This is a genomic window from Psychrobacter glacincola (assembly GCF_965118485.1).
GTDB lineage: Bacteria > Pseudomonadota > Gammaproteobacteria > Pseudomonadales > Moraxellaceae > Psychrobacter > Psychrobacter glacincola_D.
On sequence record NZ_CBCPJH010000002.1, the window covers coordinates 126,579 to 149,349 of the forward strand.

Consider the following 22,771-nt stretch of genomic DNA (forward strand, 5'->3'; position numbering starts at 1 on the left):
TATCGCATGTTGCGATGACAAATCAAGCAAGGCTCTGTAATGATAGCGTTAGCATCGTTATGCAGATAAAACAGCTATCATTGTTATCTTGCATTTATTCATGGCTATAAAAGTCATGGTTTAATACCAAACGCTGCCATCACACAGTGTTTAAGCAGCGACTTTTTCAAAGCGGGCAATGGACTCAACGTGACCCGTATGGCAAAACATATCCATCACGCCAGCATGAGTCAAACGATAGCCTTGCTCGAGCAATGCTTTGGTATCACGAGCAAGCGTAGCAGGATTACAAGAAACATAGACAATCCGTTCAGCGTTAAACTTAGGCAGATATTGCATAATCTCCCATGCGCCAGAACGCGGTGGATCGATAAGTAGTGCATCAAACCCCTGATTAGCCCAAGGCTTATCCGTACAGTCATGCGTCAAATCTTGGCTATAAAATTCAGTGTTATTAATGCCATTGCGGCGTGCATTATCAGCTGCACGTGCGGTCATTGCCTCACTACCTTCAACACCGACTACTGAGCCAGTTTCACCAACCAAGCGTGCAAGTGGTAAGCTAAAATTGCCTAAACCACTAAATAAATCTAGCACGCGTTCGCCTGCTTTTAAATCAAGCAAGTCACACGCAAGTTTGGTCATCTGACGGTTTACTGATAGATTAACTTGGGTAAAATCGGTAGGGATAAATTCAAACGTCAAATCATACTCTGGCAATTGATAATATAAACGGCCAAACTGCTCGCTTAAATCATCTGTATCTCTTAAAGCAATACGTTGGATGCTATCTGCACCCTTTGATTGCAAATATAACTGCCAATTACGCGCTGCAAAAAATACCTTGAGCTTGTCGATATCCCCATCTGACAATGGCTCGAGGTTACGTACAATCAGTGCAACTGGTTGATTACCATCAGGTAGCTCTGGCAAATGCTCGCCCATTGCTAATTCAAGCTGGGCAATCTTGTCACGGCTTTCTAAAGTACTAATAAGGGTTTTTAAGTTTTCAATCTCAAAGCCAATACGTGGATCTAAGATATGGCATTCATTTAGCTCCGCTAAAAAATTACTTGAACGCTCGCGAAAACCGACCAAAGCCGTTTCTTTTTTGACGACATAACGTACGCCGAGTCGTGCTTTGGTACGATAACCAAGGCGGTCACCGACGACCGGCTCAAGCCATTGATCAGGGGCAACATTAGCTTGATGCACCAACATCTCAGCAAGGACAGATTGCTTAAAGTTAATTTGTGCATCTGGCTGCCAATGCTGCAAGTTACAGCCACCGCAGACACCAAAATGCGGGCAGGGCGGTACCGTACGTTCAGGATTTGGATTGGCAGTAATGCTCACCGCATCGCCTTCTTCAAAGCTGGTGCGGCTATTGGTAATTTTGACCAACGCACTTTCACCCGGCAATGCAAAACTGACAAAGATTTTTTTGCCATGCTTGTCAGTGATATGACCGTCAGCTTCGCTAAAACCATTACCATATACCGCAACGCCGCGCCCATCATGCGACAAGCCATCGATAGTAAAGGGAAGTGCCTCAGCATCTTTTAAACGACGACGTGTCTTTGATGAGGGTTTAGATTTTTTCTTATTAGGCGGAATCGTAATTTTTTGTGTCTCATTTGCCTGTTCGGTCGCATCTACATTGCTAAAAGTCTTTGAATCGGTGGGTTGCATAAACCTGCCTATAAAATGAAGGTGTTAAAAATAATAGTAATTTTAACATAGAAAGCAGCCAAGGTATTAGGCGCTCACAAAGTAAAAAAGCGGTGATCATAAAACTATAATCATCGCTTAAAGACAGTATTTATCAAAAAGTTAGTCTGTTAAATCTGCTAAGTTTTTTAGATGCTAACCCAATCATTCAAAAATGCCTGATGGCGAGGCGTGCCATCAGCTTGGGTAAATTTGGTTAAATAATCGCGGCTTTGCTGCTGCCAAACTGCAAAGTCTGGCAAGGACAGCTGACCGGTCAAGCGTAGCCAACGCAGATATATCAGCCAAGTATTCATCACATCAGACTCGCAATATATGGACAGTATTTGCCACTCATTATTACTAACCAGATCGCCAACCATACTACCATCGACATCCGTCTTACCGGGTAAGCCATATAAGCTCGCAACGACATCCATTGCTTCGCGGCGACTGGCGCCGTATTGGCTAAACCGATCCATCAAATCAAGATGGCGGCTATGGAAGCGATTGACATAGTTATCAAAACGCATATTTTTGATACGCTCGCCTTCTTCAAATAACCAAGGCGCTGCCAAATTGTATTGTATGGCACGATAAATAAGGACAGGAATATCAAAACCTGAGCCATTCCAGCTGATCAATTTAGGTAGTTTTGCAATATCATTAAAGGCGCGAAAAAACTTAGCAAGAATTTCTTCTTCGCTAAATTTATCAGCAGTAAGCGAAAATAACGAAAATGTTCCATCCTTGATATACAGCGCAGAGATACAGACAATACGCTGTAATGGTAAACGCATAAAATCATGCCCCGCTTCTTGTATGCGAATGGCAGTTAAAGCACTGAGCGTGTCTGCGTCATTGAGCATTGCCAATTGCGGATAGATACGGCGGGCAGCATCGACATCGGCAACTGTCTCAATATCAAAGACCAGTATCGGGTCAGACGAAAAAGCTTGTGACATAGAGTTCTCTACCTGATTATGGGCTGATAAAGCTATAGTAAACACATTGAGTGCGTTGTATATAGATTATCTTAGTTTACGTTATCTAAGCTGTCGTCAACACTATCATCAACATTGTACAATCCGGTCGATAAATAACGATCACCGCGGTCACAGACAATAAAAGCAATAACGGCATCAGGATTTGCCTTAGCAACTTGTGTGGCTGCCCATGCTGCTGCACCGGATGAGACGCCTGCAAAAATCCCTTCGGTTTTAGCAAGCTTCCGCATATACACTTCAGCGACGCGCTGATCGATATCCATAATCTCATCAACTAGGTCGGCATCAAAAATCCCTGGCATATAAGCGGCGGGCCAGCGGCGGATACCAGCGATAGAGGCTTCTTCATCCGGCTGCAAACCGATGATTTGTATGGCAGGATTTTGCTCTTTTAGATATTGTGCCACGCCGGTAATGGTGCCAGTAGTACCCATAGAGCTAATAAAGTGAGTGATTTTACCCTCGGTTTGCGTCCAAAGCTCTGGACCTGTGGTCAGATAATGTGCCTGTCTATTATCAGGATTATTAAACTGATCTAATACAATACCTTTGCCATCGGTTTGCATCTGTAGCGCCATATCGCGAGCGGCTTCTATGCCTTCTTCTACCTCAATCAGCGTTGCACCATAAGCGGTCATAGCATCCTTACGCTCTTGGGTTGAGTTACTTGGCATAAACAAGGTAATCGGGTAGCCACGCATCGCCGCCACCATAGCCAAAGCAATACCAGTATTACCACTAGTCGCTTCAATCAACATATCACCTGGCTTGATATCACCGCGCAGCTCCGCTTGATAAATCATATTAAAGGCAGGACGATCTTTCACAGAACCAGCAGGATTATTACCTTCAAGTTTGGCAAGCATGATAGCGCCATTGTTAATCTGCTCTTGCTCAGGTAAACGCTGCAATTTGACCAACGGCGTTTGACCGACGCAATCAGCAAGGTCAGTAATTTGAGTAATAAAGCTGGCGTTTAACGGAGCCGTAGCGGACATAAAGTATCCTTAGTTATATCAGTTTGAAAAGTATTATTAATTTGAAAAGTGCTATCAGTTTTAAATAGTTTAACGAGATAGTAACCCGTTGTCTGTAAAACCCTGCTCTAAAGGTAACGGTCGCGCTTTTATAATTCTATATATGGTTGTATCGAGAACTTAAATAACTCTGCATTGCTAAATGCGTCAACAATAATAAGTGAATACAACGCGGCTGTCAGGTGTTTATTATGATAAATAAAATTTGCACCATTATATCATCTTGTTTTAGCAGTGCCTTAGGGAGAGAGCTTCAATGAGGATTGTCTAACCGCCACTGATGGAATCCTGTTAAGATAATCGAAAGCTATATGTAGTCATTGGTCAACGATAAATAAATAATTGATAAAAGCAGTGTAAAATATCTGTCGCAAAAACAGCAGTGGAGAATATATCTAGTATGGCTTATAAAAAACGTTTCGATACCAGTAGCGCTTATGGTCAGCTGGTGATACTGGTGTTTTTGCCCATCTGCTTATTGGCGGCAGTAGGTGGTATTTTGGTGTTTCATGAAACCATGCGTGCCAGTAACTCAGAGCAGGCAGTGTTGGCTGAGGCAGTGCTTATCCGCTATGCGCCAACGATTACAGAGATTGTTCCTGAGCTATTAGAGCACAATGATGCCAAGACACAGACGTCAGAAAACAATAATAAAAATGCGACTGGTAATACCACTGATAAAGTATCAAAAGTGGCAATGGAGACGCTCGAGAGTATTCAAGATAAACTTGGGCGTATGCGGGCGGAGCAACATGTCCAGCGTATTGCTATTGTCAATCAAGCTAACGAGGTACTCGCGACAGTAGGCTATGGTACAAATGAGGCGTGGCCTGCCATAAATCCGTCGGCAAATTTTTTGGCGCAACAGCCAACGCCCATCGGAACAGCTTACGGTAGTATATTGGGTGAGTTTGACGGTCAGCAGCTATGGTTGTTGATTGATATGGACAATGAGCCGCTGTATATCGCGCGCTACCGTATCGCTATGGCGCTGGTAATTACGGGTTTGTTTACCCTTTTAATCTTGCTATTAAGTTTGAATATCTATTCAAAGCGTTGGATAGCACCTATTTATGAGCTGCGTCTGCAATTACAGCGTACTCACGTTGATAACCTTTATCAGCCGATTCCCGTTGAATCAAACGGTGAGCTAAATTTACTACAGCAAGATTTGGTCAGAACGTTACGCCGTTTATATGTCAGCTTTCAAGAGCTGACAGACCATGCAGAGCAAACTGAGGATGACTTGCGCCTAGCATTTGATGAGATGGAGATGCAGAATATCTCGATTCGTAATGCGCGTGATGCGGCAATCTCAACCAGCCAATCTAAATCGGCATTTTTAGCCAACATAAGCCATGAGCTACGCACGCCGCTCAACAGTATCGATGGCTTTATTAATTTGCTCGCGCGTCATGGTGAGCTCAATCCTGAACAAGACCTATATGTACAGACCATCCGCAAATCGTCCGCGCATTTATTAGCATTGGTTAATGATGTACTTGATTTTTCAAAAATCGAAGCGGGCAAGTTGGTGCTTGATCGTCATGAGTTCGACCTTTATGACACCATTTATGATGTGGTCGATATGCTGTCGCCAGTGTCCGCAGAAAAAGGTCTGCGCATGGCGGTACTCTTTTATAATGATGTACCGATGCGTATCAATGGCGATGCCCTGCGCCTTAAGCAAGTATTGACCAATATCGTTGGTAATGCGATTAAGTTTACCGATAGCGGCGATGTCGTCGTGCGCGTTAGTTTAGATGATTATCAAGACAATTATTTGATGATTAGCGTGCAAGATAGTGGTAAAGGTATCTCGCTGTCTGATCAAAAAATGCTCTTCCAAAGCTTTAGCCAAGGCGATCCTTCTATCACGCGCCAATATGGTGGCACAGGATTGGGCTTGGTCATCTCCAAGCAATTGACGCGATTGATGGGCGGTGATATTGGTTTTTATGACAATATGCAAGAGAACATCTCAAATCAAGGCGCAACATTTTGGTTCCGGATGCCAGCACATGTCGATGTATTAGAAGCAGCAACAGGGCAGACCATTGAATTGCCAGTATTAGCGCCATTGGCAAGTGCGACCGATGAGTTTAATGTTCTTATTTGGATTAACCATACTGCATCTATACAAGTCCTAAAGGCTAGCTTGCAACATCTACCTATCAAACTGACCCAAGCCAACTCGTTACCTGGCTTGCTCGAATCGTTAAAAGAGCGCGGTAACTATTGGGATTGGGTCATCGTTGATGATGATACCCAAGACGATATGATGGCGCTGCTTAAGCAAATCCGTCTGCATTATCAAGGTAAGCTTGCGGTATTTGGTTATCAAGTTGCCGCCGACCAAGCACTGCTCAATCGCTACCATGCCAATATCTTATATGAACCATTAGATAAAAGGCAGCTCTATGCGATGCTAGATACGCAAAAGCGGGCGACTCCTACGGGTATTCAGCAACCACGTTGGAAGGGCGTCACTGTATTAGCCGTTGATGACCATCTGCCAAATTTACTGGTACTGGATGCACTGCTGAGCGAGCTTGGTATTCATGTTATTACCGCCAGTAATGGTTTTGATGCGATAGAGATGATTAGTAAGCAACAAGCGAAAAATATTAAACCTGTCAAAACTGAAAAACAGAGTCTGTCGAAAAAAACTCAAATCTCAAAAGCAGTCACGCGCGATAACCTCAGTAAACCAGCCCTAGCTGCCAACGCGCTTCATATCGAAAACGCTACGATAGAAGAAAAGGGTAATACGCAGCATAAAGACAGCATTGACCTTATCTTTATGGATATCCAAATGCCACGTATGTCAGGGCATGAAGCCGCACGGCAAATTCGTAAGATTGAAGCAGCAGACAGTCATATCCCCATTATTGCGCTCACCGCACATGGACTGGCAGATGAGCGCGACAAGTTGATTGCTAGTGGTATCAACGACTATGTTGGCAAGCCTATTAGTCAGCCGCAGCTGCTACAAGTATTGCAGAAATGGCTAGGGCGCAGTACTTCTTCATCACCATTAACCGCAGATAATGCAGAGCAGACACAAAGTCTTGGTATAGCAAGCGACTTGCAAGCATCAAGACCACAAATCATCGACTCTCAAACTAGTAATTCTCAAAATGATTCAGTATCAAATACGCTGCTACAACCTTCGTCATCTGCGCCTACTAATGCTGTACCGCCTACTTATCAAATAGTTCGAAGAGAGCAGGTTAAGAGTCATAAACCTGCTAAGATGAGCAATGAGAAAAGAGTGCGGCGCCCTTTATCGCTAAAGAAAATACGTGATGATTACTTGCGTGATAGCCAGCCGCGTGAAGATTATCGGCGTGAAACCCTACGCGAAACGCAGCCACGTTATGAAAATCTGCGCTTTCAAGAGCAACAGCAAACGGTATTTGACACCTATCCTGTGCAGACGCTCAGTGACCATAAAGATGAAGTTTCAGTAGATGAAAGCTCGGTACAAAACTCTTATTCGGCACAAGATAATAACGTAAACGCCTCTGTGTTTAATAGCTTGGAGATTTTAGATTGGCAAGATGCACTGACGCGCTCAGCCAATAAACCAGATCTTGCTGCCAAACTAATCATTATGATGCTTGATACTATCAATGATGAAAAACAGGCATTGACCCAAGCATGGGAGGCGCGAGATCGTAGTATGCTGGCGCAGATTGCCCACCGTATATTAGGTGGTAGTCGTTATACTGGTGTGCCTCAATTACGCCAAGCCAGTCAAGATTTAGAGGATAAGTGCCTGTTAAATATCCAACATACAACGCCTGCACAGTTTGTAATGTTAGAGCCTTATTACGAGGCGCTGTTAACGGCTTTAAACAACTTACAAACGCATGATTTATCGGCTTATACGCAGTTAAACTATCACCGATTAAGCGAGCATGATATGAACTGGAAGATGATTTAAATAGACGATTGCATATTATTAGAGGGTAAAGGGAGCGTAGCAGTCAGATATTGATAAGGTAGCGTGGAAGTAAGGCTGTTAATATCAGTCTATATACCTGCTATTATTTCAATTATTAAGGATGATTATGCACGCTATCGCCACCTACCAGTATGAAACACTACAAGTCAGTAGCACTGACAATATATTGACTGTAACCATAAATCGCCCAGAAAAAAAGAATGCCATGAGTTTTAAGGTGGTCGAAGAGTTGCTAGCGGTTGCTGCTCGTATTAGTAAAGACAAAACTATACGGGTAGTAATTTTAAATGGTGCTGAAGGCACCTTTTGCGCAGGCATTGATCTAGGGGATTTAAATCACCCAAAAAACCAAGCCTTTGCTCTATGGGAGCTGATAAAACCATGGCAGAGCTCGTTTCAACGCGTTTGCCTTGTTTGGCGTGAATTACCTGTGCCTGTTATTGCCGTGCTTGAAGGATATTGTATCGGCGCAGGTTTACAGCTAGCGCTGGCATGCGATATTCGTATCAGCCATCCTGAGTGTCAGTTGGCCATCATGGAAGCCAAATGGGGCTTGGTGCCAGACATGGGCTTGACGCAATCTGGCTTTGGCGTGGTACGTGCTGATATTCTAAAAGAGCTTGCCATGAGCGCACGTATTATTGATGCCGAGCAGGGTAAAGATTTAGGTTTGGTCAGTCATTGTAGTGAGACGCCACTAGAGCAAGCGCAGCAACTTGCTGCTGAATTTGCTCAACGTTCACCAGATGCGGTGTTAGCAAGCAAGCGTGTTATCAATGCGATGTTTGAGCAATCTGCGCTGACTTTATATATAGAAAAAGTCTGGCAATTAAAGATGATGTTTGGGCGCAATCGTAAACTGGCCCTTAGAAAAGCCAAGCAAGCGAGTACGGTATTTGGCAAACGCCAATTCCGTTAAGATAGTCTAATATTTTAGCCTTTAGATAGCTCAGCGCTATGTTGCATCATTGATTTAGTGATAAAAAATTTGTTTTATTAAAGTGATACATCTATTGAAATCTAGGCAGACAGTACGATATAAGACTGTCTGCTTGCGTAGCGGTGCGTCAATAAAAATAAAATAACAATCACTAGATCAAATGGTTTAACTATGTCTGCCCCAAAATCTCCCTTTCCTAATAAGCCGGTTGCTGCTGACCGCGTACGCTCTGCTGATTTACCTGTCGCCTGGATTATGATGCTTGGTCTTATCGTTGCGGTAGGGCCTTTATCCATTGATATGTATCTGCCAGCATTACCATCAATGGCGGATGACTTTGGTGTCTCGACAGCCTTTATGGCAAACTCTGTCCCTGCTTACTTTATCGGATTGGTATTTGGGCAGTTATTTTATGGACCCTTTAGTGACCGCGTTGGTCGCGTCAAACCTTTATATATAGGTATGGTCTTGTATGTGATTGCTTCTATTATATGTGCGACCACCAACAATGAATATGTGCTGTTCGCCGGTCGTACTTTGCAAGCACTTGGCGCTTGCGTGGGCGCAGTCGTGACCCGTGCGGCGATTCGTGACCGCCTAACCGCTAAACAAACTGCTAAAGCGTTTTCTATCATGATATTGGTAATGGGCTTGGCACCAATATTAGCGCCGTCACTTGGCGCCGTATTCTTACAGTTCTTTAGTTGGCACTCTATATTTTGGTTTTTGGCGGCATTTGGTATGCTCAATTTATTACTCACCAAATTTTTCTTTTTTGAGACGCTTAGCGAAGAAAACCGTAATGTGCGTCCAGCTAAAGAGATACTCAGTCAATACTGGGAGTTGCTCAAAGATCCTACCTTTAATTATCCAGCGATTGGTGGCGGATTATTAATGGGTGCAATGTTTGTCTATATTAGCTCGGCGTCTGAGCTCATCATGGATACCTATGGCATGTCAGCCACTCATTTTGGCTGGCTATTTGGGATGAACGCGGCAGGCTTTGTGGGATTGACACAGCTTAACCAATGGCTAACCAACCGTTTTCGTATTTTAAGTATTTTACGTTTTGGTGCTATGATGCAAGTTATTTCAGCCGGAGCACTATTTACCCTCGGTATTTTGTTTGGCACCGATGCTTGGTTGCTATTAGTTTTAGCCTGTATTTTCTTTTGTATTGCTGGTTTAGGTTTGACGCAGCCAAACTCTTCAGCAATTGCTTTGGCTTTTCAAAAGCACCGCGCCGGTATGGCAAGTGCGTTACAAGGTTCACTTATGTTCTCAGTGGGTATCTTTGGTGGTCTATTATTAAACTTATTTCCTGTCAATCCAGTATTGAAAATTGGTATCGCGATGTTTGCACTGATGAGCCTTGGCTGCTATTTGATTTGGCAAATAGATCGTAATTTAAACCTAGATAATGCCGATTAATTAGCTGGTAGCTTCAATTCATTGTTATTCATTATAAAAAAGCATTCAGTACGCGTTAAGTGTCTGAATGCTTTTTTTATGCCCTATTTTATATATGGAAAATTCAGATTATTTTTAGTACAAGACCTGCTACTGTTAGGTTTCTCAATAATTAACTTAACCTTATCTTTATAATACAAACATATTTATGCTTACTTATAAACAATTGTATGGTATAGCAAAACAAAGTGATTGCATTAGTCGAGTTGCTCGCTTATTATCTAACGTAATTTTCTGTAATTAAGTGTTGTTGCGATCTTACTTAAATTTACAGAATTGTTTTTATAACTGATTTTTTGAATAAAATTGAGGCTTAAGGATAATAAATGAAGCAATTATATCGAGTGTTACCGATTATATTAAGTGTAGGGTTGTTTGGGTGTGGTAACTCATCTACTCAAGACAACACTAATGCAATTGGTACAACAACAGAAAATAAAGACAATTTTGTAAGTAAACTTCCTGATACAGCACCGACATTAAAGGTGGCAATGACGGGTGATTTACCACCTTTCTCATTTCAGGACGATTATGGCAACATGCAAGGCACTGATGTCGATTCGATTAGAGCCATTGGGGAAGAGCAAGGCTTTAAAGTCGAATTCTATAAAGAGTCGTGGCAGGACATGTTCGATAGCGTGGAATCGGGCAAACGTGATCTAGCTATATCAGGCATTTCTTATAAAGATGATCGAGCAGTTAGATATGGTCTATCAACGCCGTACTTTTTTAATCCAGCTACCATTATGTACTTGGAAGGAAAGTTTGATATCAAAGATTTAAACGATATTAAAGGTCTAAAAGCAGGTACTTTAGAGGGTTCTAAAGAAGAGGACACTCTAAAAGAGATGGGTAGCTTAGTTGAACTGGTTTCAAGATCTACTGCATTTTTGGCTTATCAAGACTTAGTTCAAGGTAAGACTGATGTGTTCTTATATGATATGCCAGTTTTGCAATACATTATAAAAGGTTATCCAGAACATAAAGTTAAGATTATACCTTATGAAGCAGCAGATGCGCCTTCAGCACAGCAAGTAGTGTTAATGGCAAAAGAAAATACCAAGCTGATCAAAACTGTAAATGAAGGCATTACCAAGCTAAAAGCAAAAGGCACATTTAAAGAGATTGAACAAAAATGGCTAGGTGCAACTGAGCCTGCGACTAAAAGTACTTCAAATAATCAGCAATCGAGCTAAGGGACTATAAAGATGGCAACCACACATAATGTCGATAATAAGCGCTATCACAGTCTGATTATTTCGATTGCACTGTTTTTATCTTTGATTGGCGCTTTGCTAGCTTTTACTTTTTATACCTCAAGCTTACTTGAAAGAAATACGATCTTAATTGATAAAACAAACCAAGTTGCTAATAGTGCGCAAGCGGTTATCAAGGATTTATTTGACTTAGATAGTAGCTACGGTGAAGACACCAACTCGCCGCATATACAACGAGTATTAGAACGTTTGGAGCAAAATACAGCGCTTATTACTAGCTCTATCACTGCCATTGAACAGGGTGGTGAAATTACCGATGTCGATGGTAAAAGCTATGACTTACCGAAGATTAATAATAACTCTCAAACCAAAGTTGCTGCGGCGAATGAGCAGTGGTTACTTTTAGAGCCTAAGATTCAGACTTACCTTAAAGACGCTGACAACATCATGGTCGATTCATCTGATGAATTGATTCAAGCGGTTGAACAGGCAAAAACCTCGAGTCTACTAATTAACGATTCGTTAGATCAGCTCACCGATGAAGTGTTTATTAACGCTGAACGCCAAGCAAGTACTATCCGACTCATTCAGGTATTGGGTGTTGCCGCTATTTTTGCTTACTTCCTAATTTTCGTATTCTTCTTTGTACGTCGTCTGCGTGACACTGATGCTGAAGCATTATCTGCGCGCCGCGAAACACAAGAAATCATGGAAACGGTTAATACGGGTCTGTTCTTGTTAGATAAAGATTTGAATATTGGTCAGCAGCATTCTCGCGCTCTAAATGGCATTATCGGTTCGGATAGATTGTCAGGAGAGAACTTTGCTGATGTATTGCGTGGTCGTATTTCAGATAAAGATTTGAAAACTACTCGCCAGTTTATTGAGCAATTATACAACCCACGCGTCAAAGAAAAGTTGGTTGATTCTCTAAATCCACTCCATAAAGTCATGCTACACAATACGTCTGGAGAAGACAGTACTACCAGTCGTTTCTTAGACTTTAAGTTTTCACGCGTTTATGAAGATAAAGACATTGCGCGTATTTTGGTCAACGTCAATGATGTCTCAGATGCCGTTTATTTAGAGCAGCGCTTAGAGAAAGAACGCTCGCAAAACGATATGCAGATTGAGATGCTGACGACCATCTTAAATGTTAATCCAAAAATAATTAACGAGTTTATTAGCAATACCAAAACTCATATTGAGAAGATGAATAATATTTTGAAAAATCCTGGTAGCTCGCAATTTGAGCTAGAAGGTAAGCTAAATGCTATCTATCGTGAAATGCATAGCCTAAAAGGTGAGGCATCGGCACTTAAATTGCATAGCTTTACTAAGATTGCATCAGACGCTGAAGACAAGCTTGATGCGCTACAAAACCAAGGCAAATTATCGGGCAATAACTTCTTACAGTTAGCGGTACATTTGGATGACTTGCTCAGCTTATCGAATACCATTGAAACTTTAGGTAAGCGTATTAATCAAGCAACGCCAAACGCTGCTAACAATTCAAATAGCAATTTAAATAGTGATGCAAAACCTGTGGCACCAATAAAGACTGCGCCACAAGCACAAGTAGCTAATATGGCTCTTAAAGCTATAAACGTTGAAGGTGGTAATGAGATTGACTTAAATGATGAGTCAGATGATGAGCACTTGGCTTATTATCAAAATTTTGCTGAAGATATCGCGGTCAGACAAGGTAAGCAAGTACAGCTTAACGGTCATAATTTAGCAAATATCAATATTCCTGAGCGTCTCAAACAGCCTATTAAAGAGATTAGCATTCAGTTATTACGTAATGCTGTGGTACATGGTATCGAGTCGCCTGAAGCGCGCCAGTCAGCAGGTAAATCTGTGGTCGGTAGTATCGATTTAGAAATGCAGCGTGACGATCAAAGCTTAATCATTGCTCTGCAAGATGACGGTCAAGGTATTGACTACGAAGGCATTCGTCAAAAGCTGATTGCCGATGGTCGTTTTGGTCAAGAAGAAGCGAGTCAAATGACTCATGGTGATTTGCTTAAGACCTTGTTTGCTTCTGGCTTTTCAACCAAAGAGCATGCTGATGAAGATGGCGGGCGCGGTGTGGGTCTAGACGTTATTAAGGCGTTGGTCAAAGAACATAACGGCAAGCTGAATGTAAATACTGAGCTTGGAAAAATGACACGTTTCGTCATTACCTTGCCAGCCGCGTAATTAAGGACAATAAACAAGCTATGTATAAATTAATGATCGTCGATGACTCAAATATCATTCGAAACCGTATTCAGCGCGCTTACGACTCAGGTCAGTTTATGTTGGTTGCTACGGCAACCAGCGGTGTCCAAGCGCTAGAAAAATTCAATATTCATCGTCCTGATGTGGTTACTATGGACTTAACCATGCCACAAATGGACGGGCTTGAGTGCATTGAAAAAATCATTGCTATCGACCCTGACGTTCGTATCTTAGTGGTATCAGCCTTGTCTGATAAATCTACTGGTATTGAAGCATTGTCATTAGGCGCGAGTGGGTTCTTGTGTAAACCGTTCTCAGAAGAAGAGCTGGTAGAGTCTTTGTATGAGTTGGTACAAGACTAATACTGTCCAATAATTTAAGTAAATATTTTATTAAAGAATACACCTTATGAAAGAGCAAAAGTTACAGATTTTTGTGAGTATTATTACCAATTATTTTAAACAGTTTGGTGATGAAGAGCTTATTGTAGATACGCCTTATTTGCTAGAAAACCAACAACCTAAAGTTCATGATTATACTGGCGTCATCGGTATATCAGGGGTACAAAAAGGGGTGGTGTATTTTTCTGCAACCAGCGAGCTATTACATAGTATCTTAGATAGTATGGGCGAGACCGATAAAAGTGAGGATAATCTGGTAGATCTTGTCGGTGAGGTTGCCAATACGATTGCGGGTAATGCTCGTAATGAATTTGGTCCAGAATTCCACATTTCTGTACCTTTCGTATGCAAAGGCTCACCGCAAAGTATTATTCTGCCAAAAAATGGACGTTCTTTTATCATTCCAGTGAGTTGGCGCGCTCAAGTCGGGGAAATTGTGGTGTGTTTGCAAGATTAAATACACAAACCCGTGATGATAAATATGGATGATAAAGAATTATGGTTAATGTAGAGAAATTAGGCGTCTTTTTAAGCTCAATCAGTGCATTCTTCGCACAGATTGATAATGAGCCTGTGGTGCTTGATACGCCTTATTTGAATAGTAATAAAAATGCAGTCGGTTATGATTATAGCGGCATGATTAAAATATCAGGACCGCTTGAGGGCTGCGTGTATGTCAGCGCTCCAAGCACTCTGCTGCGAGAAGTCATCAAAGCGATGGGAGAGCCCGATTCTTCCATAACGATGATGAAGGATTTGCTTGGTGAAATGGCAAATACCATCTCTGGTAATGCTCGTACCGAGTTTGGTGCTGATTTTATTATCTCACCGCCCAAGATTATTGAGGGTATACCCAGTATTCCTTATTTGCCAAAAGACCGCCAAAGCTATGTCACGCCATTTACTTGGCGAGGCTATAAAGCAGTGATTGGTATCAGTATCGCTTAATCTTATTCTAAATTGATTAAAAAACGACGCTTAGACGTCGTTTTTTTATGCATTATCATCCACTTAAAGCCCATATAGCGCTAGCAGTCACTAAGCGTTATATGATAAAATACAGCCCAGCTATTTTTTATCATATAGTATTTCGTATATTCAAATCTTAGCTCAATTTTTCAATCAACCCATCAAACAATGACACACACATCATGGCAAAAAATTGCTGGGTGTTTGGCGACTTGATTAATTTGCGTCACGGCTAGGTGCTTTATTTCATCTAACTCATAGCAAATGCGTGTCGCTAGATAGGCAGTTTTTGTGATGTGGAGGCATAACCCAACCAACAGGACATTTAACATGGCTACAAAGAATCCAACCAAAATCGAAATGCGCGACCTATTACAAGCCGGCGCTCACTTTGGTCACCAAACACGTTTTTGGAATCCAAAAATGGGTCCATATATCTTTGGCGCCCGTAACAAGATTCACATCATTAACCTTGAGCACACTGTAAAAGCGTTTAACGAAGCATTGACTTACGTTAACGGCTTAGCTGCTAAGAAAAACAAAGTATTATTTGTTGGTACTAAACGCGCAGCAAGCGGCGTTATCGCTGAGCAAGCAGCACGTGCTGGCATGCCATATGTTGACCATCGTTGGTTAGGTGGTATGTTGACTAACTGGAAAACACTACGCCAGTCAATCAATCGTCTAAAAGAGCTAGAAAAACAAGCTGAAGACGGTACTTTCGCTAAGCTTACTAAGCGTGAAGCGTTAGAGCGTACTCGTGATATGGAAAAACTTGAGCGTTCACTAGGCGGTATTAAAGACATGGGCGGTCTACCTGACGCAATCTTCGTTGTAGACGTAGATCATGAAGCAATCGCTATCAAAGAAGCTAAAAATCTAGGTATTCCAGTTATTGGTATCGTTGATACCAACTCTAACCCAGATAACGTTGATTACATCATCCCAGCAAACGATGATGCTATCCGTGCTGTGACTTTGTACGTAACTTCTATGGCTGATGCAATCATCGCTGGTAAAGAATACGCACAAACTCAAGCTGGTGGTAAAGCTGAGCAAGAAGCACCTGCTATTGAAGAAGCAGCTGATGCTCAAACTGAAGAAGCGGAAACTCCAGCAGAATAAATCGCTGAGAGATATGGTTTAATGTTGTAAGGCTGTCTTGATAGTTTGTCTATTAGCAGCCATATAACATGACTAACAGCATAAATATAAACAATAGGCATGATGTAGTGTTACTCGTCATGCCTTATTGTTAAAGTACTAAGCAAAAGTAGTATTGTTAAAGTGTTACACAGAATTTAAGTGCATTTAAGATTTTGCACTTCCATAGATAACAGTATTCACCTACATAATAAAAGGTAACTCTTATGTCAGAAGTAAAAGTATCTGCCAAAATGGTAAAAGAATTGCGTGACCGTACTGGTCTTGGCATGATGGAATGTAAAAAAGCGTTAGAAGAATCAAACGGCGATGTCGAAACTGCCATTGATAACCTACGTAAATCTGGTCAAGCGAAAGCGGCTAAAAAAGCCGGTAATATCGCAGCTGACGGCGCTATCATTATCGCTCAAGGCGAAAACAAAGCGTTCTTGTTAGAAGTGAACTGCCAAACTGATTTCGTTGCAAAAGATGAAAACTTCACGGCATTTGCAGAAAAAGCGGCTAACCTTGCGCTAGAAAACAACGTAACTGACGTTGCTGCTATCTCTGCATTACCGTATGGCGATGGTCAGACTGTTGAAGAAGCACGTGTATCTTTGGTTCAAAAAATCGGTGAGAACATCCAAATTCGCCGTATTGAAGTACTTGAAGGTGCTAACATTGCTGCATACCGCCATGGTCTACGTATCGGCGTAGTGGTATCTTATGAAGGTGGTAGTGCAGAAACTGGTAAAAACCTTGCTATGCACATCGCTGCGTTCAACCCAGTTGCTATCGATGACGAAGACGTTGCTGCTGATTTATTAGCGCGCGAAAAAGATATCATTGAAGCAAAAGCACGTGAGTCTGGCAAGCCTGACAACATCGTTGAAAAAATGATCGAAGGTGGCCTACGTAAGTACCTAGAAGAAGTGACTTTATTACGTCAGCCATACGTCATGGACAACGAGAAAAAAGTTGGTGACGTACTAAAAGCTGAAGGCGTAAAAGTATTTGGTTTCAAACGTCTAGAAGTTGGTGAAGGCATTGAGAAGAAGCAAGAAGATTTTGCTGCTGAAGTTGCTGCAACCCAAGCTCTAGCTAATAAGTAAATTTTAGAATGCAATAAGTACTGAGTATATTTTTGCTCAGTACTTATAGGTTTGCTTTATAGTCGTTTCACGTATATTAATTTAATAACTATGAAGCAGCCACGCACAAAAAAGCCCGTTATTTACTTAACGGGCTTTTTTTATGCTGCATTTTTAAGCTGTTTAGTATGGTGCCAAGTATCAATACTAACGTAATGCCAAATAAGCAGAATTGGCATAACTGGCGCTATTACTACTGGTGCCATAACTGACGTTTTGCATGCCGCTAGCGTTATTGGTATTAGTAGAATTGCTGTTATTAGCATTCATCGTATTGCCAGATAGTCCTGAGTCGTTTTTATATAAACTATGATAGCGGCTCATCACACTTTTGACATAATTACGCGTTTCTTTAAAAGGTGGAATGCCGTTATATTTATCAACGTTACCTTCACCAGCATTGTAACCGGCAACCGCAAACTCTACGTTGTTATTAAAACGTTTCATTAGCCAAGCGATATATTTGGCTGAGCCTTCAATATTATCAGCAGGGCTCCAAGGATTACTCACCTTGAATCGACGTGCCGTTGCTGGCATCAGCTGCATCAAACCTTGTGCACCGACTGGTGAGCGAGCGTTAGGATTAAAGGCAGATTCAGTATGCATCATGGCTTTCATAAGTGCCGGATCGACACCGTGGCGCTGGGCTGAGGCAAGAATATAGCTATCATAAGAGTTGCGAGTACCGCTGCTGCTTGCAGAGCTACTGCCATAGTTATTGCTGCTAGCGCTGCTGCTTCCACTATCATATAGATTAGAGTCTTTATAATAAGTGACTTTTACTTTTTTGGTGAATTTATCAAAATTACCACTGGGATTGACGTTGGTTAGGAGTACTTGACCACCTTTATCTTTATAGATGTACATATTGCCTGCTTGAGCGGCAATCGGTAGACTAGATAGGACGACGGTGGTGAGTAAAATAGGTGACAAGCAGCGGGTGACTAGAGGTGCAATATTTATCATAGGGTTATCACTTTTTATCGAGTAGTAGCAAATTGCCTTGCTCATGGACGCATCGGTTTGCGCAACAAAGCGGTTATCCTGTCTGCAATATTTTATAGTCACTAACCTTGAGTGCTACAACGCAAAACCATGGTTAACAAAACCAATTGCAATAGATACAAAAAATAATAGTTGCTTACTATAACATAAAATAACTTAGGACTATATCTGATTGCCCTTTTAAAACATCAAAACAGATATTTAAATTGTAAAAATTTTTAATGAAATCAATATGGTATTGAAGAGCGGCTTATGGATCACGTGCTTAGCTGTGAATAAAGGATATTTTAAATGAGGGTAAAATAGAGGAGAGCTACCATTGCTCATACTGGCAAAAAAGTAGTGAAATACCATGATAAGTTTGCATATTGGATGAAATATTAAAACGTATTTAGATAGACATTGCTGTAACAAAGATAGGCACCCAGATAGCGGTGACCAAACCGTTAACAGCCAAGCCAAACGCGGCATAACGCCCTGCTGTATGACTGATTTGCCAAGCTTCTACAGTTCCGAACGCATGAGCGACCAAACCAAGCGCTAAGCCTTTAGCGCGGTCATCTTCAATACCACGAAATAAGAAACGCGCCAATGTACCACCAATAACACCTGAAACAATAATAATTAAGTTTGCCATTGCCAACGGTGCTTTTATTAAATCTGCAATGCTAAGTCCAATCGGTGTGGTGACTGAACGGCTAGCAAACGCAAGTATGGTATCGTGACTGAGTGACAATAGGTATGCTAATGACATCGGTAATAAGGCACCAATCAAACTTGCCATCGCCACAATGATGAAGAGTTTTTTTATCGGTAAGCCTTTGAAATTCATAGCTGCCAAAGGCACTGCTAATAATACCGTGACATAGCCTAACAGATGATCAAAGACGGGTTTGGCAACCCCATAATAATGATTGTAATCCCATCGGAAAATAAATAAAAATACAACTACCAGTATCAATGCTGTAATCACCATCGGCAACCATGAGAGTTTGCGTGCCAATATGCGAGCGATGATATGCGCGGCTAAAGTCAGTAATATCGCCGCAAAGGTTGCCACATACATACTATCAAAACTCATAATATTCCTTTGTTCATAGCGCTTAATGCTATCATTTTTGCTCGTTGATAGTGGTATTAGCTTTCATATCAGCGTCGCGATTTAGCCAACGATTGGCCAATACAGCAAATCCCCAAATCGGTATTAGTGTGCTAATCAGTATAGTAAGCATAAAGCCCCACAGCTCGTCTCCTAAGCCAAATAACAGCAAGCCTGCACCGGCAGAGACTGGCAAAAATGCAAAGCCACTATCGACTAGCAAGGTATTACTTGCTTGGGTCAGCCAACTTGGAACTCCTTTTATAAATCGCCAAACTATCAAAATGAAAAACATCGTTAATAAGCCGACAATATTGGCGGCTTTTTCAATACCTGCCCACTGACAGACAATCACCGCTGCCTCACGCACAGTGATGACCATGATGAGCGTTAATAGTAACGCCATCCATAAGGGCATTTTTGAAGAATGGGTAGACTTCATAAGCAAGTTGACCATGTCAGATATATACTAGAGATTAAAAAGAGTGGTGGTTAGAAACCCACGAAGGCAGTATATGCGTAATTATATATAGAGTGACCCAACTAATAAAGGTGAGAAGGTAATAAGACTTAGGTTCTCCTTGAGCAGGTAATAAAAAACTATAGCGACATGATAGGCGAATAACATATAAAAAAGGACAGTATCAATCGATACTGTCCTTTTATGATCTAGTCATACACATAGATGAAATAGCTTAGCTTTGCAACTTGGGCGCTTGGCTATCTTTTACACTTAAATCTGCTACCAATTTTTCATCTTCAGCATTTAATGCTTCAAATTCAGCAAAGGCTTTTTCTTCAGCGTCCGTCATGGTTTTTTCTTCTACTTCGTCCGGCTGCTCAAACTCTTCAAGTATTGGCATCAGCAATGTTGCTTGTGCTAATGGCAAGACATCTAAAGGCTCAAGATTGGCTTGACCAAGTAGTTGTCTCAGTCTATCACTTGGCAAGCGAATCGTTAAGCACTCATGACCGCTGTCATCATAGCTTTCTTCTTGAATAACGCCTAAATCGTACAAGGCGTTTTTTAACTGCCCAGCATGATAGGGTAGCGTCAGATCAAAGGTAGTCAGGGTGCCAGTCAGTAACTGCTGCACGGCTAACGACAGCTCTTCCATGCCCAGGTTTTCACGAGAAGAGACGTAGACACGATTTGGTTGACCTTCGCTGGCATAACCAATACGGACAGGCTCATCGGTTAAATCGATTTTATTATAGACATTGAGCACAGGCACATCATTATCAATTTCAGCCAATACAGCTTTGACCGCTTCGATTTGCTCATGCATATCTTCACTGGAGGAGTCGATGACGTGTAGTAATAAATCAGCCTCTAGCGTCTCTTCTAAGGTCGCATGAAAAGATTCAACCAACTCATGTGGTAGATGACGGACAAAACCTACGGTATCAACCAATACCACGCGTCCAACCCCTTGCCAGTCTAAACGACGCAAGGTAGGGTCGAGCGTTGCAAACAGCTTATCAGCCGCATAGATATTTTCATCGACCAAGCGATTAAATAAAGTAGACTTACCAGCATTGGTATAGCCAACGAGCGAAATAGTCGGTACGTCTGATTTTTGGCGGCGGGCTCGACCTTGCGCGCGAGTCTGTCTAACTTTCTCGATTCTACTTTTAAGCTGTGTGACTCGTACTTGGAGCAAGCGGCGATCCGTCTCAAGCTGGGTTTCACCGGGTCCACGTAGGCCAATACCGCCTTTTTGACGTTCCAAATGCGTCCAACCACGCACCAAGCGCGTCGATAAATGATTAAGCTGCGCCAGCTCTACTTGTAGTTTACCTTCATAGGTACGTGCACGCTGGGCGAAAATATCTAAAATCAGTCCAGTACGATCAAGGACGCGGCATTGTACCAAGGCTTCAATATTACGTTCTTGTGATGGCGATAAGCTGTGGTTAAAAAGCACGATATCCGCATCATGCTCGCGCACCAATTCTGCTATTTCTTCTGCTTTACCGCTACCGACGAAATATCTAGCATCGGGACGCGCACGCGAGCCTGTGACTAGTGCTAAGCGGTCTGCGCCTGCTGAATCTGCTAGTAGCTCAAATTCACCTAAATCATCAGGATCTTGAATTTGGCGGATGTCTAAGTGTACGATGATGGCGCGCTCGCCACCGGTATGTCTTTCAAAATATTCCAAAGAGTATCACCTATCCATAAAGTAAATAAATCGCAACGTTGCTTATTCTGCATATCGGTTCTAAATCTTAATTCAAAATAACTGTTCTAAATATTTGAGTTTTATTCGATACAGTGGATAAATTATCGATAAAATATAACAAAGATAATATAAATATTATAAGCATAATAGTCGCGTTCAGATAACTATTTATATGTGGTCTTATCAATTGATATTAAAGCGTATTCACAAAATTAGTGATGATTTTATGTTACAGATATCATTGGTCAGAATTTCATTCTAGCAGTGCTAGATTCTTTCTAAAATAAATCAATGAGAGACATCAGAGGTAAATTACTCACAAAAACCATTCATAACTCAGTGAACAAGTCGTCACTGACTAAATAAACTTTGTTATACTCATTGCGTTTGTTTACAATATATAATCATAAGTTTTTAACCACGAGGGACACAGATGAGCCAATCTAAGTCAGGCTTCTCACTCAAACAACAATTGGGACGCGGCAAACAAATTGCTGGCATGACGACCACCATCGCTGGTGGGATGCGCGCAGCCCAACGTATCGGGGCATTTAAGCAGCCACCACGCGAAACACTGCCACGCTATATTCAAGTTTTTTGTCGCAAAATGGCAGGCTCTTTTGGCGTCAAGGTCATTGCCGTTGAGCGCGTGGAGCAACTTCATGGGCTATGGGTCTCTAACCATGTATCATGGATGGACATCCCTGTGGTCGGTACCGTCAGCCCTGCTTTTTTCTTATCCAAAGCCGAAATTGGTGATTGGCCGATCTTTGGGAAATTAGCCCATGCGGCAGGTACGGTATTTATCGAGCGTGGCTCCGGTGATGCCGGTTCAGTGGCGTCGCAAATTGCTAACTTTTTAACCAAAGGCTTTTCGGTTATATTCTTCCCTGAAGCAACCACCACCGATGGCAAAAAAATCAAGCGCATTCATGGCACCTTGCTACAAGCGGCGATAGATGCTGACGTACCTGTACGCCCGCTAGTGATTGCTTATGTCAATCAAGACGGTACCTTAAGCGAGGAGTTGCCTTATTACGGCAAGCTGACGATGAAAGACAGCTTAAAGAAGGTGTTAGATAGTAAAAATGTCACCGCTTACGTCTTACCACTAGAGGCGATCGATCCTAAAGATATGACCAAAAGCCAGCTGACGGACTTATTACAATCACGTATGCAAGAAGGCTTAGCTGAATTACATTCGCGCGTCTTGACTAAAATAGCAAAAGTTTAATGCTATATT

18 protein-coding genes are annotated in these 22,771 nt (G+C 41.9%); 11 read left to right on the forward strand and 7 right to left on the reverse strand.

The window, feature by feature from the left end:
• Positions 1-150 precede the first annotated feature (150 nt).
• The 3 genes from rlmD to cysM all read right to left on the reverse strand — a co-directional run bounded on the left by rlmD (position 151) and on the right by cysM (position 3,715).
• A complete protein-coding gene (rlmD, locus tag ACMHKH_RS01430; RefSeq protein ID WP_413518903.1) occupies positions 151-1,692 on the reverse strand; it encodes a 23S rRNA (uracil(1939)-C(5))-methyltransferase RlmD in 1,542 nt (513 codons plus the stop codon).
• A 167-nt stretch (positions 1,693-1,859) separates the two neighbouring features.
• On the reverse strand, positions 1,860-2,675 hold the full coding sequence (locus ACMHKH_RS01435; RefSeq protein WP_413518904.1) for a 3'-5' exonuclease: 816 nt from the start codon (positions 2,673-2,675) through the stop codon (positions 1,860-1,862).
• Positions 2,676-2,746: 71 nt separating this feature from the next.
• Positions 2,747-3,715: a cysteine synthase CysM gene (gene cysM, locus ACMHKH_RS01440; RefSeq protein WP_413518905.1), complete on the reverse strand. Its 969-nt coding sequence runs from the start codon at positions 3,713-3,715 to the stop codon at positions 2,747-2,749.
• 439 nt (positions 3,716-4,154) lie between these two features.
• Between cysM and ACMHKH_RS01445 the strand changes: the two genes are divergently transcribed.
• The 10 genes from ACMHKH_RS01445 to tsf all read left to right on the forward strand — a co-directional run bounded on the left by ACMHKH_RS01445 (position 4,155) and on the right by tsf (position 17,199).
• Entirely contained in the window at positions 4,155-7,703 is a 3,549-nt protein-coding gene (locus tag ACMHKH_RS01445) for an ATP-binding protein (protein ID WP_413518906.1), read from the forward strand.
• A gap of 127 nt (positions 7,704-7,830) precedes the next feature.
• A complete protein-coding gene (locus tag ACMHKH_RS01450; RefSeq protein ID WP_413518907.1) occupies positions 7,831-8,643 on the forward strand; it encodes a crotonase/enoyl-CoA hydratase family protein in 813 nt (270 codons plus the stop codon).
• A gap of 192 nt (positions 8,644-8,835) precedes the next feature.
• Positions 8,836-10,095, forward strand: a complete 1,260-nt coding sequence (locus ACMHKH_RS01455) for a multidrug effflux MFS transporter (protein ID WP_413518908.1) — start codon at positions 8,836-8,838, stop codon at positions 10,093-10,095.
• Between the two features lie 365 nt (positions 10,096-10,460).
• Positions 10,461-11,330, forward strand: coding sequence for a transporter substrate-binding domain-containing protein (locus ACMHKH_RS01460; RefSeq protein ID WP_413518909.1), 870 nt, complete (start codon positions 10,461-10,463; stop codon positions 11,328-11,330).
• Between the two features lie 12 nt (positions 11,331-11,342).
• Positions 11,343-13,553 (forward strand): ATP-binding protein, encoded by a 2,211-nt coding sequence (locus ACMHKH_RS01465; protein ID WP_413518910.1) that lies wholly within the window; start codon positions 11,343-11,345, stop codon positions 13,551-13,553.
• A 20-nt stretch (positions 13,554-13,573) separates the two neighbouring features.
• Positions 13,574-13,936 carry a response regulator gene (locus ACMHKH_RS01470; protein ID WP_011512755.1) on the forward strand — a complete coding sequence of 121 codons (363 nt, stop codon included), beginning with the start codon at positions 13,574-13,576 and terminating at the stop codon, positions 13,934-13,936.
• 46 nt (positions 13,937-13,982) lie between these two features.
• Positions 13,983-14,432: a chemotaxis protein CheX gene (locus ACMHKH_RS01475; protein WP_413518911.1), complete on the forward strand. Its 450-nt coding sequence runs from the start codon at positions 13,983-13,985 to the stop codon at positions 14,430-14,432.
• Positions 14,433-14,473: 41 nt separating this feature from the next.
• The gene (locus tag ACMHKH_RS01480) at positions 14,474-14,923 is read left to right on the forward strand and encodes a chemotaxis protein CheX (protein ID WP_413518912.1); all 450 of its coding nucleotides are present in this window, start codon (positions 14,474-14,476) and stop codon (positions 14,921-14,923) included.
• A gap of 351 nt (positions 14,924-15,274) precedes the next feature.
• Positions 15,275-16,069 (forward strand): 30S ribosomal protein S2, encoded by a 795-nt coding sequence (gene rpsB, locus ACMHKH_RS01485; protein WP_413518913.1) that lies wholly within the window; start codon positions 15,275-15,277, stop codon positions 16,067-16,069.
• 245 nt (positions 16,070-16,314) lie between these two features.
• Complete coding sequence (gene tsf, locus ACMHKH_RS01490) at positions 16,315-17,199, forward strand: translation elongation factor Ts (RefSeq protein WP_413518914.1); 885 nt, start codon at positions 16,315-16,317, stop codon at positions 17,197-17,199.
• Between the two features lie 186 nt (positions 17,200-17,385).
• Here tsf and ACMHKH_RS01495 read toward each other — a convergent pair whose 3' ends face one another.
• From ACMHKH_RS01495 to hflX, 4 genes are all read right to left on the reverse strand, one after another.
• Positions 17,386-18,204 (reverse strand): lytic transglycosylase domain-containing protein, encoded by an 819-nt coding sequence (locus ACMHKH_RS01495; RefSeq protein WP_413518915.1) that lies wholly within the window; start codon positions 18,202-18,204, stop codon positions 17,386-17,388.
• A 430-nt stretch (positions 18,205-18,634) separates the two neighbouring features.
• The gene (locus tag ACMHKH_RS01500; protein ID WP_413518916.1) at positions 18,635-19,324 is read right to left on the reverse strand and encodes an LrgB family protein; all 690 of its coding nucleotides are present in this window, start codon (positions 19,322-19,324) and stop codon (positions 18,635-18,637) included.
• A gap of 31 nt (positions 19,325-19,355) precedes the next feature.
• Positions 19,356-19,784 carry a CidA/LrgA family protein gene (locus ACMHKH_RS01505; protein WP_413518917.1) on the reverse strand — a complete coding sequence of 143 codons (429 nt, stop codon included), beginning with the start codon at positions 19,782-19,784 and terminating at the stop codon, positions 19,356-19,358.
• Between the two features lie 253 nt (positions 19,785-20,037).
• Positions 20,038-21,507, reverse strand: coding sequence for a ribosome rescue GTPase HflX (gene hflX, locus ACMHKH_RS01510; RefSeq protein WP_413518918.1), 1,470 nt, complete (start codon positions 21,505-21,507; stop codon positions 20,038-20,040).
• 454 nt (positions 21,508-21,961) lie between these two features.
• Here hflX and ACMHKH_RS01515 point away from each other — a divergent pair, with 454 nt between their 5' ends.
• Positions 21,962-22,762, forward strand: a complete 801-nt coding sequence (locus ACMHKH_RS01515) for a lysophospholipid acyltransferase family protein (RefSeq protein WP_413518919.1) — start codon at positions 21,962-21,964, stop codon at positions 22,760-22,762.
• The last annotated feature ends 9 nt before the right edge of the window (positions 22,763-22,771 follow it).